This window comes from Microbacterium sp. BWT-B31 (assembly GCF_041379855.1).
Classification (GTDB): Bacteria; Actinomycetota; Actinomycetes; order Actinomycetales; family Microbacteriaceae; genus Microbacterium.
Map to the genome: position 1 here is coordinate 22798 of NZ_JBFECU010000013.1, position 15274 is coordinate 38071.

12 protein-coding genes are annotated in these 15274 nt (G+C 71.6%); 9 read left to right on the forward strand and 3 right to left on the reverse strand.

Annotated elements, in window-relative coordinates:
* Positions 1-265 precede the first annotated feature (265 nt).
* The 4 genes from AB1K54_RS13215 (at position 266) to serA (ending at position 6237) form a co-directional block, all read left to right on the forward strand.
* Positions 266-3565 (forward strand): lamin tail domain-containing protein, encoded by a 3300-nt coding sequence (locus AB1K54_RS13215; RefSeq protein WP_371203227.1) that lies wholly within the window; start codon positions 266-268, stop codon positions 3563-3565.
* Between the two features lie 28 nt (positions 3566-3593).
* A complete protein-coding gene (locus AB1K54_RS13220; RefSeq protein ID WP_371203228.1) occupies positions 3594-4142 on the forward strand; it encodes a DNA polymerase III subunit gamma/tau in 549 nt (182 codons plus the stop codon).
* On the forward strand, positions 4139-4489 hold the full coding sequence (locus AB1K54_RS13225; RefSeq protein ID WP_371203229.1) for a bacitracin resistance protein: 351 nt from the start codon (positions 4139-4141) through the stop codon (positions 4487-4489). The genes AB1K54_RS13220 and AB1K54_RS13225 overlap by 4 nt, the downstream gene beginning before the upstream one ends.
* A gap of 143 nt (positions 4490-4632) precedes the next feature.
* The gene (gene serA, locus AB1K54_RS13230; protein WP_371203230.1) at positions 4633-6237 is read left to right on the forward strand and encodes a phosphoglycerate dehydrogenase; all 1605 of its coding nucleotides are present in this window, start codon (positions 4633-4635) and stop codon (positions 6235-6237) included.
* 18 nt (positions 6238-6255) lie between these two features.
* Here the strand turns inward: serA and AB1K54_RS13235 are convergent, their stop codons facing one another.
* Positions 6256-6801, reverse strand: coding sequence for a TetR/AcrR family transcriptional regulator (locus tag AB1K54_RS13235; RefSeq protein ID WP_371203231.1), 546 nt, complete (start codon positions 6799-6801; stop codon positions 6256-6258).
* An 88-nt stretch (positions 6802-6889) separates the two neighbouring features.
* On the opposite strand from AB1K54_RS13235, the gene AB1K54_RS13240 reads away from it, so the two are divergent.
* The gene (locus tag AB1K54_RS13240; protein ID WP_371203232.1) at positions 6890-8452 is read left to right on the forward strand and encodes an MFS transporter; all 1563 of its coding nucleotides are present in this window, start codon (positions 6890-6892) and stop codon (positions 8450-8452) included.
* A gap of 9 nt (positions 8453-8461) precedes the next feature.
* Here AB1K54_RS13240 and AB1K54_RS13245 read toward each other — a convergent pair whose 3' ends face one another.
* A complete protein-coding gene (locus tag AB1K54_RS13245) occupies positions 8462-9580 on the reverse strand; it encodes a fatty acid desaturase (protein ID WP_371203280.1) in 1119 nt (372 codons plus the stop codon).
* Positions 9581-9837: 257 nt separating this feature from the next.
* Here AB1K54_RS13245 and AB1K54_RS13250 point away from each other — a divergent pair, with 257 nt between their 5' ends.
* Genes AB1K54_RS13250 through AB1K54_RS13265 form a run of 4 tightly spaced genes read left to right on the forward strand, consistent with a single transcriptional unit; the run spans position 9838 to position 14131 of the window.
* Positions 9838-10905: a 3-isopropylmalate dehydrogenase gene (locus AB1K54_RS13250; protein ID WP_371203233.1), complete on the forward strand. Its 1068-nt coding sequence runs from the start codon at positions 9838-9840 to the stop codon at positions 10903-10905.
* Positions 10906-10954: 49 nt separating this feature from the next.
* Positions 10955-12061, forward strand: a complete 1107-nt coding sequence (locus AB1K54_RS13255) for a branched-chain amino acid aminotransferase (protein ID WP_371203234.1) — start codon at positions 10955-10957, stop codon at positions 12059-12061.
* 31 nt (positions 12062-12092) lie between these two features.
* Positions 12093-12860: a fumarylacetoacetate hydrolase family protein gene (locus AB1K54_RS13260; protein WP_371203235.1), complete on the forward strand. Its 768-nt coding sequence runs from the start codon at positions 12093-12095 to the stop codon at positions 12858-12860.
* 11 nt (positions 12861-12871) lie between these two features.
* Complete coding sequence (locus tag AB1K54_RS13265) at positions 12872-14131, forward strand: MFS transporter (RefSeq protein ID WP_371203236.1); 1260 nt, start codon at positions 12872-12874, stop codon at positions 14129-14131.
* 15 nt (positions 14132-14146) lie between these two features.
* Here AB1K54_RS13265 and AB1K54_RS13270 read toward each other — a convergent pair whose 3' ends face one another.
* On the reverse strand, positions 14147-15235 hold the full coding sequence (locus tag AB1K54_RS13270; RefSeq protein WP_371203237.1) for an aminotransferase class V-fold PLP-dependent enzyme: 1089 nt from the start codon (positions 15233-15235) through the stop codon (positions 14147-14149).
* Positions 15236-15274: the final 39 nt, after the last annotated feature.

The following is a 15274-nucleotide window of genomic DNA, read 5'->3' on the forward strand; positions in this document are numbered from 1 at the left end:
GCCGGTTGTCGAGTGCCCGCCGCAGGCGGGTGTATCGAGACACACCGAGGGAACCGCCGCGCGCTGACGCGCGCCGACCTCGGCATTGACCTCGGCGATCCGCCGAGCCCGGCTTGACACAAGCCACACGGAGCCCGGCCCCTTACGAGGGGGCCGGGCTCTCGGCATCCGCCCGCCGCCTGCGGCACCGAGGTGTCAGGCGCCGTTCACCGCGGAGCGGATGCCGCGCCCCCGGCCGTTCAGCGGGGGTGACGAGTCTTGGCGCGTGCGCGTCGCGGTCGGCTCCCTTGCGGTGGTCGTCGCATCCGTCCTTCTCGCAGGTGCTGCGGGACCGGGCGCACGCCCCGCCGCTGCCGACGACCCCGCGGCCGGGCGCATCGTCATCGACGAGATCGCGGCGTCGGGCCCCCGAGGGCCGTCGGACGGCTTCTTCGAGCTGCGCAACGCGTCGTCGCACGACATCGATCTCACCGGGTGGTCGGTCTTCCGGTGCGATGAAGAGGGACTGCGCGCCAAGCTCACGCGCCCCGAGATCGAACTCTCGGGCGTCGTCCTGCGCGCGGGGGAGCGGCTGACCGCGCGCCACATGGGCTGGCGGGGCGCGCCCGCCGACGCCGTGTTCACGCAGACCCTCCCGGTCGAGGGATTCGGCCTGGTCGTCGTCGAGCCCGGCGGCGGTGTCGAGGACAGCGTGGCGGTCTACCCCTCGACCCCGCAGCCCACGCAGAGCGAGTGCGGGCTCACGCCCGACGCCCCTGTCACGCTCGCGGCGGCGCTAAACGAGAGCTGGCAGCGCACGCCCGACGGCTGGATCCGTGCGCGGGCCACCCCCGGCGCCGACAACGCCCAGCGCGAGGACACCGTCGCCGACTCGCCCGTGCGCATCGACGAGATCGCCGCGGCGGGGCCGGCGGGCCACGGCGACGACCTCGTCGAGCTGCGCAACACGGGCGACGCGCCGGTGCCGCTCGCCGGCTGGCGCCTGTACCGGTGCACCGCCGCCGGCGAGCTCACCCCCGGGACTGTGCAGCACGAGTTCTCGGCCGCCGACCGCCTCGCCCCGGGAGCGCGTCTCGTCATCGGCGGGCCGCAGTTCGCGGGCGCCCACGCGGCGACTGCGGCGACCTCGCTCGCCGATCTCGTGTCGGGCGTGCTGCTCGTCACGCCCGACGGGCGCCGCGCCGACGGGGTGAGCGTGTCGTCGCGCGGCGACACCGCGTGCCAGACCGGCGACGCGAAGCTCCCCGCGACGCTCGACTACCGCACGGGCGAGAGCTGGCAGCGCCAGGACGACGGGCGGTTCGTGACGGCGCCGCGCACGCCGGGCGCCGAGAACGCGACGGTCGGCCGGAGCGCGGCATCCGTCGCCTTCTCCTACGCCGCCCACCCGCGCGTCGCCATCAGCGAGGTCGCCGCCGACCCCGTCGTGCCAGGCGTCGTGCGGCACCACTTCGTCGAGCTCGGCAACTACGGCACCGCGCCCGTCGACATCTCGGGGTGGCGCCTCATCGCGTGCGGACCCGACGGCTTCCGCCGGTTCGACGACCTCGCGGTGCCGGCCGACGGCACCTTGATCGACCCGGGCGCCACGTGGCTTGCGGCTCTCGACGGAACGGGCGAGAGCGCGATCGCCGACGCGCGCCTCGGGGCGGACCTCGCGCTCGCGGGGTTCGGCATCTGGCTCGAGGATGCCGCAGGCCGCCGTATCGACAGCGTCGGCGTGTTCCACCGCAACGAGATGGACGAGAGCGTCGAGCGTGCCAGCCCGTGCACGAAGGGTCTCTCGCTGCCGACCTTCGGGGTCGACCGCCTGCGAGGCCAGACGTGGCAGCGCGCGAGCTTCGTCGGCGACGACGAGTCGGACTTCGTCGCCGCGGTCGCGACGCCCGGCAGGATCGACCGGCACGACCCGTCGCGCGACGGGGCGCTCGCCACGGCTGCCCTCGCCGAGGCGCGCGCCGCCGCGCCTGCCGCCACCGCCGAGGCCGCGCCACCTGCGCGCACAGCCGGGGCCGAGGCATCCGCCCCGCCCGCTCGCGTCGTCGCGGCCTTCTCGGGGTCTGCGGACGCCCCGCTCGAGACCCGCACCGGGCCGCACGAGACGCCCGTGCCGGACGACGCACCGGCGCCGCTCGCGCGGGACGACGCCTACGGCCTGCCGTATGTGCGTCTCGTCGTCGAGGCGACCAGCGGCGCCGTCGTCGGCTGGGAGGGGCGGACCGTCGGCCGTGCGCAGGTGCGTCTGTCGGTGTGGGATCCGGATGCCGCGACCTGGCGCACGCTCGACGAGCGGGCTGGCTCCCGCACGGCCGAGGCTGCCTCGGCGGACGAGCCCGTCGCATTGTCGGGTCGCATCACCGGTGCGGAGGCCGCGAGCGGGCTCGCGGAGCTGCTGGTGCAGGTCGTGCCCCGCGCGGAGGCTCCCGTCGCGACTGCGGCCGGCATCGCCGACGCGTCCGCGTACGACCTCGCGATCAGCCACCTGACCGACACGCAGTACTACTCCGAGGCGTACCCCGACGTGTACGCGCAGGAGGTCGCCTGGATCGCCGCGAACCGCGAGCCGCGTCGTATCGCGTTCTCGATCCACACCGGCGACCTGATCCAGAGCTGGGTCGACCCCGACCAGACCGAGGAGCGCGCGCGCCGCGAGTACACGACGGCGTCGCGCATGCAGCGCGTGCTCGACGACGCGGGCGTGCCCAACAGCGTGCTGCCCGGCAATCACGACAACAAGCGCGGGGTCACGAACGACCTCTTCAACGAGTACTTCCCGCCCGCACGCTACGAAGACAGGCCGTGGTACGGCGGCTCGATCGGCGAAGGCGACAACAGCGCCAACTGGTCCTCGTTCACAGCCGCCGGCGCGCGGTTCGTGGTGATCTCGCTCCCGTACGCCTACGGCGACCGCGAGATCGAGTGGGCGGACGACGTCGTGTCGCAGCATCCGGACGCCAACGTCGTCATCGCGACCCACGAGCACCTCACGCCCAAGACCGACGAGTTGGATGCCGAGCGCTCGACGTCGTCGCGGTGGGTCTCGCGCGGCGACGACCTGTGGAAGCGCGTAGTCGCCCCGCACCGGAACGTCGTGCTCGTGCTGTCGGGCCACTTCCACGGCATCGGCGGAATCCTGACGGAGGACGCCGGCGGGATCGCCGGGCACACCGTGCTCGAGGCGCTCGCCGACTACCAGGAGTTCCGCACGCACACGGGGGAGCGCGCGACCGGCTTCCAGCGGCTGCTGCAGCTCGACCTGGGCTCGGGGACCCTCGCGGTCGACACCTTCTCGATCGGCCTGGGCGCGACGGCGAGCTACCCCTACGACTACGAGCAGTTCGTGCCCGACAACGGCCTCGACACGACCGCGTCCAACGAGCGCCCCTGGCGCGTGCTCGAGCGCGGCCTGCAGCACCGCTACACCGAGGCCGACGACGCGTTCTCCGTGCACCTGTCGCTGCAGTTCCCGAAGGCGGTCGAGACGGATGCCGTGCGCGTGGGCGGCACCGTGAGCGCGGCGCACGCCGACTCGCTCGCGACGGCACCGCGACGCGGCGCGGTGTGACCGGGCGGGCGCCCACTACGCTGGGCACGTGACCACCGGACGCGACGACGACGCCCTCAGCTGGGACGGCGACGACGACCCCACGCTCGACGTGGGCGGCACGCCGGAGGAGGCGTCCGAGGCGGCGTCGACGACCGTGCTGCCCGACGGGTTCACCGCCGTCGGCAAGGGGAGCGAGACCTTCGCGGCGTCCTCCGCCGACACGACGGCCTACGCGGACGACGAAGACGCCGAGCGCACGACGGTGGTCGCCGACGGCACGGGGGGCGAGGCATCCGCCCCCGTCGGCAATGCCGCGCTGATCGCGCTGGGCATTCTCGGCGGCATCTACCTGCTGTACGCGATCGGTTGGGTCATCGGCGGGCTGCGACTGCGCGGCACGGCGCAGTTCCTGGTCTCGCCGGTCTCGTTCGACGTGGCGATGTGGCTTGCGGCCTTCACCCCGGTCATCTGGTACGCGACCGTTTACCTGCTGACGCGCCGCACGCGAGCGTGGGTGCGGTTTGCGTGGCTCGCCGCCGGCGCGGTGCTGCTCATCCCGTGGCCCTTCCTCATGATCGGAGCGGTCGGCACATGACGCAGGCGACCGATACCGCACCCCGCCGCGTTCTGCCGGTGTGGGCCGTCGCGACCATCGCGGGGGCGTTCGGCCTCTTCTACGCGTACGCGGTGTGGAACGCGCTCGCGTTCCTGCTCACGCAGGCGACCGGCCCCCTCGGCCTCAACGGGTACGGATGGTTCGTGCTGCTCACCGCGGTCGTCTTCCCGCTTCTCGTCTTCGCGATCTCGTTCTGGCTCGGCCACCGGCGGCCCGCGGGGCTATTCGCGCTCGTGCTCCTCACGGGGCTGGGGCTCGTGGCGGTCTTCTGGCTCGACGTCGTCGGGTACGCCACGATCTATGGGGCCACGCTCCTCGGCGGCTGATCTGCGTTACGGCGGGTTCTCGCGCGGCTCCCGAGCCGCTGTAGGCTGGAAAGGCCTCCCGCCTTCGTGAGTGGCTCGGGTGAGGCATCCCACCGTAACGTCGCACCGCCCTGTGTCGTGTGCCCGCTCAAAAGGACCGTTCCGTGTCGAAGCCTGTCGTCCTGATCGCCGAAGAACTCTCACCCGCCACGATCGATGCGCTCGGGCCCGATTTCGAGGTCCGCAACGTCGACGGAACAGATCGTCCGGCGCTGCTGGCGGCCCTCGCCGACGCGAACGCGGTGCTGGTCCGCTCGGCGACGAAGATCGACGCCGAGGCGCTGGCTTCCGCACCGCAGCTGAAGGTCGTCGCGCGCGCCGGGGTCGGCCTCGACAACGTCGACATCAAGGCGGCGACGGCGGCCGGTGTCATGGTCGTGAACGCGCCGACGTCGAACATCATCTCGGCGGCCGAGCTTACCGTCGGGCACATCCTGAGCCTGGCCCGTCACGTGCCCGCCGCGCACGCCTCGCTGGCGCGCGGCGAGTGGAAGCGCAGCTCGTACACCGGCACCGAGCTGTACGAGAAGACGGTCGGCATCCTCGGCCTCGGCCGCATCGGCGGGCTCATCGCCGAGCGGCTGCGCGCGTTCGGTGTGCGCGTGGTCGGCTACGACCCCTACATCACGCCGGCCCGGGCCGCGCACCTGCAGGTTGAGCTGCTGTCGTTCGACGAGGTGATCGCGCAGAGCGACTTCATCACGATCCACATGCCGAAGACCCCTGAGACGACCGGCATGATCGGCGCGGCGCAGCTTGCGGCGATGAAGCCCTCGGCGTACGTCGTGAACGTCGCACGCGGCGGCCTCATCGACGAGGACGCGCTGTTCGAGGCGCTGTCGAACGGCGTGATCGCCGGGGCGGGCCTGGACGTGTTCACGAGCGAGCCTCCCGTCGAGGGCGGGTCGGCGCGCAAGCTTCTCACGCTCCCGAACGTGATCGTCACCCCGCACCTGGGCGCTTCGACCGATGAGGCGCAGGAGAAGGCGGGCATCTCGGTCGCCAGGTCGGTCAAGCTCGCGCTCGAGGGCGATCTCGTGCCCGACGCGGTGAACGTCGCGGGCGGCGTGATCGACCCGTTCGTGCGCCCCGGCATCGCGCTTGTCGAGAAGCTCGGCCAGTTCTTCACGGGCCTCGCGCAGAGCGCGCTCACGAGCCTGGACATCGAGGTGCGCGGCGAGCTTGCCGAGTACGACGTGAGCGTCTATCGCCTGGCGGCGCTCAAGGGCATCTTCACGAATATCGTGAGCGAGAACGTGTCGTACGTGAACGCACCCCTGTTCGCCGAGCAGCGCGGCATCGAGACGCGGCTGATCGTCGAGGCCGAGAGCCCGCTGTACCGCAACATCACGATCCTGCGCGGCACGCTCGCCGACGGCACCGTGCTGTCGGTCGCAGGCACCCTCGCCGGCACGCGCATGGTTCCGAAGGTCGTCGGCATCAACGGCTATGAGATCGAGGTGCCGTTCGAGCGCTTCCACGTGGTCATGCGCTACGCGGACCGCCCGGGCGTCGTCGCGATCTACGGCAGGGAGCTCGGCGACGCGAACATCAACATCGCCGGCCTGCAGGTGGCGCACCCCGACGCGAGCGGCCGCGCCCTGTCGGTGCTGACGGTCGACTCGCCGGTGGCCGACGAGCTGCTTGAGCACATCCGCGGCGAAGTCGGCGCCGACCTTCTCGCGCAGATCGAGATCACCGAGGACTGATCGGGCGGTGCGCCGGCCTCACCGGCGCGCCGCTTGCTCGACCAGTGCGACGAGGGCGTCCAGGGCCTCGCCGGTGGGCACCGGACCGGCCACGCCTCCGCTCTGCAGCGTGTTGTTGAAGTAGAGCCCGTCGCTCACGAGCAGCACGAGATCGAGGGATGCCTCGTCCTTCGCGTGCGGCCGGATGGCGGCCTCCCAGCGCTCGCGCATCTCGTGGAGGGCGGCTGCGGCGGCGCCGCTTCCGCCCTGCGCGAGGCGCGAGACTGCGATGATCGCGCGGTCGAGCGGGTCGTCGTCCATCACCGACGTGCGAAGGAAGTACGCGATCGCGCCCTCGGGCGCGCCCTCGAGGGCGGTCACATCGTCGTCGACGAGGGCCGCGAGCCGCTCGACGAGAGCGGTCTCGAGCGCCTCTTTCGAGGCGAAGTGATAGAGCAGGCCCCCTTTGGAGACCCCGGCGGCGCGGGCCGTGGCATCCATCGTCGCCGCCCTTTCGCCGTCGTCGATCAGGATGCGCTCGAACGCGTCGAGCACGCGATCGCGGGCGAGGGGAGGGCGGCTCATGGCCTCGATCGTATCGGCGGGGGGTCGACCGTTCGGCCGTCGCCTGATACTATACCGGCTGGACGGTTTAGTAATGAGGAACGAGACGATGACCACCGAAACGCTCACGAGCCCGCGCACGGGGCTCGACACCGCGGCGCCCGAAGCACGCGCGGGCCGGCGCGGCTGGGCCGCGCTGGCGGTGCTCATGCTTCCGGTGCTGCTGGTGTCGGTCGACAACACCGTGCTGAGCTTCGCGCTGCCGTCGATCGCGATCGACCTCACGCCGTCGAGCATCGAGCAGCTGTGGATCATCGACGCCTACCCGCTCGTGCTGGCGAGCCTGCTGGTGACGATGGGCACGCTGGGCGACCGGTTCGGCAGGCGGCGGATGCTCCTCATCGGCGCCACCGGCTTCGCCGTGATCTCAGCCGCCGCCGCGTTCGCCCCGACCGCGGCGGCGCTGATCGCGGCGCGCGCGGCGATGGGGGTGTTCGGGGCCATGCTCATGCCGTCGACCCTCTCACTGCTGCGCAGCATCTTCACCGACCGCGCGCAGCGACGTCTCGCAATCGCCGTGTGGGCGGCGATGTTCTCGGCCGGGTCGGCGCTCGGCCCGATCGTCGGCGGTCTTCTGCTCGAGCATTTCGCCTGGGGAGCGGTGTTCCTGATGGCGGCCCCCGTGCTTCTGCCGCTGCTCGTGCTCGCGCCGCTGCTCGTGCCGGAGAGCCGCGACCCGAATCCCGGCCGGATCGATGCGCTGAGCATCGTGCTGTCGCTGGCGACCATGGTTCCGATCGTCTACGCGATCAAGGAGTTCGCCGTCGAGGGCTTCGCCGGCGTCGCGCCGATCCTCTTCGCGGCCGGTGTCGCCTTCGGCGTGCTGTTCGTGCGCAGGCAGCGGCGACTCGAGACGCCGATGCTCGACATGGCGCTGTTTCGCCGCGGCTCGTTCAGCGGCGCCATCGTCGTCAACCTGCTGAGCGTGATCGCGCTCGTCGGCTTCCTCTTCTTCGTCGCGCAGCACCTGCAGCTGATCGTGGGGCTCTCGCCGTTGAACGCGGGGCTTGCGCTCCTGCCGGGCCTGGTCGCCATGATCGTGTCCGGGCTGGTCGTCGTGCCGATCGCCGCGCGCGTCTCGCCGCGCATCCTGATCCCGGGCGCCCTCGCGTTCTCGGTCGGCGGATACCTCGTGGTCGCGGCGGTGGCCTCAGACGGCTCGCTCGCCGTGCTCATCGCCGCCTTCGTCGCGCTCGGGATCGGCATCGGCATGGCCGAGACGGTGTCGAACGAGCTGATCCTCTCCAGCGCGCCGCCCGAGAAGGCCGGTGCGGCGTCCGCCGTGTCAGAGACGGCGTACGAGCTGGGAGCGGTGCTGGGCACCGCGATCCTGGGCGGCATCCTCGCGGCCATGTATCGCGCGCACCTGGTGCTGCCGGCGGGGGTGTCGGCCGATGCCGCGCACGCCGCGCGCGAGACGCTCGCGGGCGCGGTCGCGGCATCCCGATCGCAGGGTCCGGTGCTCGGCGCCCAGTTGCGCGATGCCGCCGCCCACGCCTTCGATGCGGGCGTGGGTGTCACGGCGCTCATCGGCGCGGGGCTCGTCGTGGTCGCGGCGGTCGTCGCCGCGATGACGCTGCGCGGTTCGCGTGCGAGCGCGGGGTCGCGCTGACGGCGAACGTCAGACCCGGCGGTACTGCGCCGCCATCGGGCAGTCGAACGGGTCGCGGGCGGCGAGCCCGACCCGGTTGAGGTAGGCGATCACGATCGCGTACGAGCGCCACAGCGACGTCTCGGTATAGGGCACGTCGCGGCTCGCGCAGTAGTCGCGCACGATCTCGCGCGTCTTGGCGAGGTGGGGTCTGGCCATGCTCGGGAACAGGTGGTGCTCGACCTGGTGGTTGAGGCCGCCCATCAGCATCGTGATCCACCAGCCGCCGCGGATGTTGCGCGAGGTGCGCACCTGCTTCGAGAAGAAGTCGAGCCGCGCGTCGGGGGCGACGATCGGCATGCCCTTGTGGTTCGGGGCGAACGAGGCGCCCATGTAGACGCCGAACACCGCGAGCATGACACCGACGAACGCGAAGGCCATGCCCAGGGGCAGCAGCACGAAGACCGGGATCAGGATCACGGCGAAGCGCGCGGTGACGATGCCGAGCTCGGTCCAGCGGCCCTTCACCGGCCCGCGGCTGAGCAGGTGCCGCGTGCTGAGCACGTGCAGGTTGAGTCCCTCGAGCGTGAGGAGCGGGAAGAACAGCCAGCCCTGCTTGCGGGTGATCAGGCGACGGATGCCCCGTGCCCGGGCCGCGTCCTCCTCGATGAACGAGATCGTGTCGACCTCGATGTCGGGATCCTTGCCCACGCGATTGGGGTTCGCGTGGTGGCGGCTGTGCTTGGAGTCCCACCACGAGTAGCTGATGCCGACGATGCCCGCCAGCACGCGGGCGAGCCGGTCGTTCGCGGGGCCCGTCGTGAGGATCTGACGGTGGCCGGCCTCGTGCGCGAGGAACGCGATCTGCGTGAAGACGATGCCGAGGGCTGCCGCGATGAGCAGTTGGAACCAGCTCTGGCCCAGCAGCACGAATCCGGCGACGCAGCCGCCGATCGCAAGCAGCAGGCCGAACCCGACCGACGAGTAGAACCATGGTGCGCGGCGCAGCAGCCCCGTCTCGCGGATCACTTCGGCGATCTGCGTGTACGCGCGGGCGACGGGCGGGAAGGTCTCGGCACCCGCGTACGACTGGGTCCGACGAACCGGCCCGAGGCCGGCGACTGCGGGGGTCTGGGGGAGTGTGGCGATGATCGCACTCGATTCGATCGGCGACGACGCGGGCGTGGTCTCTGCGGAGCCAAGGGCGGTCGCCGATCGCTTACCTCACGGTACCCGCCGCCGCATGCGGATGGTGGAATGCGCGCCGGATGCTCAGGCAGTGCGCAGGGTTGCGCGGTGGCGGGCGTACGACGTGCGCGGCCCTCGCGGCCAGTACCCTGGGAGGGTCCCGCACCATCGCGTCGTCGCGCTGATCCTCGCGCGCGACCGCAACCCCGAGGAGAACGATGTCGCGCGTCCCCGAGAACGGCACTGTGAAGCTGGCGGTCATCCCCGGAGACGGCATCGGTCCCGAGGTGGTCGCCGAGGCCGTGAAGGTGCTCGACGCCGCGGTCCGCGGCAGCGGCATCCGATTCGACAAGACGACCTTCTCGCTCGGCGCCGACAGGTTTCTCACGACCGGCGACACGTTGACCGATGCCGACCTCGAGGCCATCAAGCAGCACGACGCGATCCTGCTCGGCGCCGTCGGGGGCGTGCCCAACGACCCGCGCCTGAAGGATGCGAACATCGAGCGGGGGCTGCTGCTGAAGCTGCGGTTCGAACTGGACCACTATGTGAACCTGCGCCCGTCGAAGCTGTACCCGGGCGCCCCCGGACCGCTCGCGAACCCCGGGGACATCGACTTCGTCGTGGTCCGCGAGGGCACCGAGGGCCCGTACGTCGGCAACGGCGGCTCGATCCGCACCGGCACGCCGCACGAGGTGGCCAACGAGACCTCGGTCAACACCGCCTATGGCGTCGAGCGTGTCGTGCGCTACGCGTTCGATCTCGCCGAGCGCCGCCGCAAGAGGCTCACCCTCGTGCACAAGACGAACGTGCTCGTGCACGCCGGCGGCATGTGGCAGCGGATCGTGCGCGAGGTGGCGCTCGAGCACCCCGAGGTGGCCGTAGACTACCTGCACGTCGACGCGGCGACGATTTTCCTGGTCACGAACCCGGGCCGCTTCGACGTGATCGTCACCGACAACCTCTTCGGCGACATCCTGACCGACCTGGCCGGCGCCGTCACCGGTGGCATCGGCCTCGCCGCTTCGGGCAACATCAACCCCGACGGCGCGTTCCCCTCGATGTTCGAGCCCGTGCACGGATCGGCGCCCGACATCGCAGGTCAGCAGAAGGCCGACCCCACGGCCGCGATCCTCTCCGTCGCCCTGCTGCTCGATCACCTCGGGCTCGCAGGCGAAGCAGCCCGCGTCACGACCGCGGTGGAGACGGATGTCGCGACCCGCGGCGCCTCGGCCCGCTCCACCTCTGCCGTGGGTGACGCGATCGTCGCCCTGCTTCAGGCGTAGCCTTAGACTCACGCGAGCCCGACTCGCCCCGGATCCCACAGGACACGACATGACCCTCATCGACTCTGAACCCGACACCGGACTCGCCCCGCTCGAGTTCGCCGTCACCAAGAACCTCGCCGCGAAGACGCGCGCCGAGCGCGAAGAGGTGCTCCGCGAGCCCGCCTTCGGCACGGTGTTCACCGACCACATGGTCGACATCTGCTGGTCGGTCCGCGGCGGATGGCACCGCCCGCGCGTTCAGCCCTACGGCCCGATCACGCTCGACCCGGCCGCAGCCGTGCTGCACTACGGGCAGGAGATCTTCGAGGGCATCAAGGCGTACCGCCACGAGGACGGCTCGATCCACACGTTCCGCCCCGACCAGAATGGCCGGCGCCTGCAGCGCAGCGCGCGCCGTCTCGCCCTGCCGGAGCTGCCCGTCTCGTACTTCGTGCAGTCGCTGCGCGAACTCATCCGGATCGACGGCGACTGGGTGCCCTCGGGCGCCGATCAGAGCCTCTACCTGCGCCCGTTCATGTTCGCGAAAGAGGCGTTCCTGGGCGTGCGTCCCGCGAACAAGGTGGCGTACTACCTGATCGCCAGCCCCGTCGGCGCCTATTTCAAGGGCGGTGCGAAGCCGGTGTCGATCTGGCTGAGCGACGACTACGCGCGCGCCGGCAAGGGCGGCACGGGCGCGGCCAAGACGGGCGGCAACTACGCTGCCAGCCTGCTGCCGCAGGCGCAGGCCTATGAGCAGGGCTGCGACCAGGTCGTCTTCCTCGACCAGGACCGCAACGTCGAGGAGCTCGGCGGCATGAACGTCGTGTTCGTCTACAAGGACGGCACGATCGTCACCCCGCAGTCCGACTCGATCCTCGAGGGCATCACGCGCGACTCGCTGCTGCAGCTCGCGCGCGACCGCGGTCACAAGGTCGAGGGCCGCTCGGTGTCGATCGACCAGTGGCGCCAGGGCGTGGCATCCGGCGACATCGTCGAGGTGTTCGCGTGCGGCACCGCCGCCGTGGTGGCCCCGATCGGCGAGCTCAAGGGCGTGGACTTCATCGACGAGCAGCCGATCGGCGAGCTCGCGCTGTCGCTTCGCGAAGAGCTCACGGACATCCAGTACGGCCGTCGTGAAGACAAGCACGGCTGGCTGCTGCGACTGGACGACTGAGCGCGTCGCAGGCGGTGGCTAGGCTGATCGGGTGAAGATCGCTCGGTTCAGCCACCAGAACGCCATCAAGTTCGGAATCGTCGACGAGGGCGAGCTGGTCGTCCTCGCCGGCGACCCGATGTTCGCCGGGTACGACACGACCGGCGAACGCGTCCCCCTGGCAGAGGCGGCGTTGCTCGCGCCCGTCATCCCGCGCTCGAAGGTGGTGTGCGTCGGCCGCAATTACCGCGACCACGCCGCCGAACTCGGCAACGACGTGCCTGTCGCGCCCATGCTGTTCTTCAAGCCGAACACCTCGGTCATCGGCCCCGGCGACACCATCGTGCTGCCGCCGCAGTCGAAGCAGGTGGACTTCGAGGGCGAGCTGGCGGCGGTGATCGGCCGGGTCGCGAAGAACGTGCCGGCCGAGAAGGCGCTCGAGTACGTCTTCGGGTACACGATCGCCAACGACGTCACCGCGCGCGACCTGCAGAAGCCCGACGGGCAGTGGGCGCGGGCCAAGGGCTTCGACACGTTCTGCCCGCTCGGCCCGGCGATCGAGACCGACTTCGACCTCGACGGCGCGGCGACGGTGACCACCCGCGTCAACGGCGAGGTGCGCCAGCACGGGCCGATCAGCGACATGATCTTCTCGCTCGCCGACGTCATCGCGTACGCGTCCGCGGCGTTCACGCTGCTTCCGGGCGACGTGATCCTGACGGGGACTCCCGCCGGCGTCGGTCCTTTCGTCGACGGCGACACCGTCGAGGTCGAGATCACCGGGCTCGGCATCCTTCGCAACCCCGCCCGCGCGGCATGACGGGTGCACCGATGCGTGCGAGCACGGTGGCGGATGCCTCGCCCCTGACGACCACCGATGTCGCCCGCATCCAGCGGCGCATCGTCTGGGTGCTCTCGATCGGGCAGGTGCTCGGCGGCCTCGCGTTCGGCGCCACCGTCTCGCTCGGGGCGGTGCTGGCGGCCGAGCTGTCGGGCGACGACGCGTTCTCGGGGCTCGCGGCCGCGGCCATCACGCTCGGCACCGCTGCACTCGCGGTGCCGTTCGCGGCGTTCGCCCGCGCGCGCGGACGGCGCCCCTCGCTCGCGCTGGGCATGACGATCGCGCTGGCGGGCGTCGTGCTGGTGGTGCTCAGCGTGGGGATCGGCTCGTTCCCGCTGCTGCTCGTGTCGTTCGGCCTCGTGGGCGCCGGGCAGGCAGTCAATCTGCAGACCCGGTTCGCCGCGGCCGACCTCGCGACCGACGCCACGCGCGGCCGCGACCTGTCGCTCACCGTGTGGGCCACGACGATCGGCGCGGTGCTCGGCCCGAACCTGGTGGGCCCGGGCGAGGCGCTGGGCGAAGCCGTCGGCATGCCGCCGCTCACGGGTCCGTACCTGTTCACGGTGGTCGCGCAGATCCTGGGCATCGCGCTGTACCTCGTCGCGCTGCGTCCCGATCCGCTGCGACTCGCGCAGCAGCTCGCCGCCCGCTCGGCCGCTGAGGTGGGCGCCCGCATCGCCAAGCCCGACGAGCCGACCGTCGCGCGGTTCGCGATCTTCGCCGTGGCGGCCGCGCACGGCGTCATGGTGTCGGTGATGGCGATGACTCCTGTGCACCTCATGCACCACGGCGCGTCCCTGTCGGTGGTGGGCACCACCATCAGCCTGCACATCGCCGGGATGTTCGCGCTGGCACCCGTGTTCGGGATCCTCGCCGACCGCCTCGGCCGTGTCCAGACGATCCTCGTCGGGCAGGCGCTCCTCGTCGCGGCCCTGGTGACGGCGTCCTTCGGGCAGGAGTCGATGCTCGCCGTCACAGTGGCGCTGGTGCTGCTGGGGCTGGGCTGGAGCGCGTCGACCGTGGCCGGGTCGACGCTTCTCACCGAGGCATCCGCCGAAGAGCAGCGCACTCGGCGTCAAGGCCGCAGCGACCTCGTCATGAGCCTGGTGGGCGCACTCGGTGCGATCGGCTCGGGCATGGTGCTGTCGTGGATCGGGTACGGCGGCCTGGCGCTGCTGGTGGGGGTGCTCGTCGTGGCGACGGTCGCGCTGTCGCCGTTCGGGCGACGCCTGGCGCCCGCGGTGGGCTGAGCGGGCCTCTGTTCGTCAGCGACCGAGGGCGCCGGCGGCGCGGACGACGTCGTGCTCGTCATTGAAGACGTGGAACGCCACGCGCGCGCGGCCCGCGCGCCCCGACGCTGTGATGCCGGCGGTGGCGAGGTGCGCGAGGTCGCAGCCCTCGGGGTCGTCCCACGTCACGATCGCGCTGGGGATGCGGGGCAGGGGCAGTCCCATCGCCTCGCGGAACCGCGTCGCGAGGCCCGTCGTGTGCGCGTGCACAGCCGCGCGGTCGGCGTCGGCGAACAGCGCGATCGCCGGCTCCGCCCCGAGGAACGCCTGCCACGCGGGCGACACGTCGAAGCGCGTCGCGTCGGCCGCGAGCGGCACGTCGTGGCCGTAGCACGTGGTCCACGGGTCGGCTCCGGCGTACCAGCCCGCGAACAGCGGCGGGATCTCTCGCGCGAACTCCTCCGAGATCGTGAGGAACGCGACTCCTCGCGGCGCGCACAGCCACTTGTACGCGTGGCAGATGACCGCGTCGAAGGCGGATGCCTCCACCGGCAGCCATCCGGTGGCCTGGGTGGCGTCGCACAGCGTGCGGGCTCCGGCGCTCGCGGCCGCGGCGGCGATCGCGGCGCTGTCGGCGACCTCGCCGGTCGCGGACTGCACGAGCGAGAACACCACGATCGCCGTGTCGGGGCGGACGGCCTCGGCGAGGTGGGCGAGGGGAGCGGTGCGGATGCGCAGGCGGCGGGGAGAGTGCGCGAACGGCAGCAGCAGCGACGAGAAGTCGCCTTCGACGCACAGCACTTCGGCGCCCTCCGGCAGCGAGCCGGCGATCAGGCCTGCGAACACCGAGGTCTGCGAACCGATGGCGACACGATCGGCGGTGGTCTTCACGAGTCGAGCGAAGTGGCTGCGCGTGCGCTCGACGGCGGCGGAATAGGCGGCGACGTCGACGCGGCCGCCGGTCGCGGCATCCAGATCCCGCATGAGCACTTCGCGGGTCGTGCGCGTGACGAGCCCCGCGGTGCAGGCGGCGAGATAGTCCCGGCCGCCGTCGAAGTGCTCGCGCACGTCGCCCAGCGAGGCGGCGGGGGTGCGCTCGAGCAGAACGTCGGCGGTGGTGGGCATGCCACCAGCGTGGACGAACCCGTCGCATTCGTCTACTGC

Excerpts from the sequence above, each read along its gene's own strand:
- AB1K54_RS13240 (WP_371203232.1), top strand. The coding sequence starts at position 6,890 with ATGACCACCGAAACGCTCACGAGCCCGCGCACGGGGCTCGACACCGCG.
- AB1K54_RS13270 (WP_371203237.1), bottom strand. The coding sequence starts at position 15,235 with ATGCCCACCACCGCCGACGTTCTGCTCGAGCGCACCCCCGCCGCCTCG.
- AB1K54_RS13225 (WP_371203229.1), top strand. The coding sequence starts at position 4,139 with ATGACGCAGGCGACCGATACCGCACCCCGCCGCGTTCTGCCGGTGTGG.
- AB1K54_RS13265 (WP_371203236.1), top strand. The coding sequence starts at position 12,872 with ATGCGTGCGAGCACGGTGGCGGATGCCTCGCCCCTGACGACCACCGAT.
- AB1K54_RS13255 (WP_371203234.1), top strand. The coding sequence starts at position 10,955 with ATGACCCTCATCGACTCTGAACCCGACACCGGACTCGCCCCGCTCGAG.
- AB1K54_RS13250 (WP_371203233.1), top strand. The coding sequence starts at position 9,838 with ATGTCGCGCGTCCCCGAGAACGGCACTGTGAAGCTGGCGGTCATCCCC.
- AB1K54_RS13235 (WP_371203231.1), bottom strand. The coding sequence starts at position 6,801 with ATGAGCCGCCCTCCCCTCGCCCGCGATCGCGTGCTCGACGCGTTCGAG.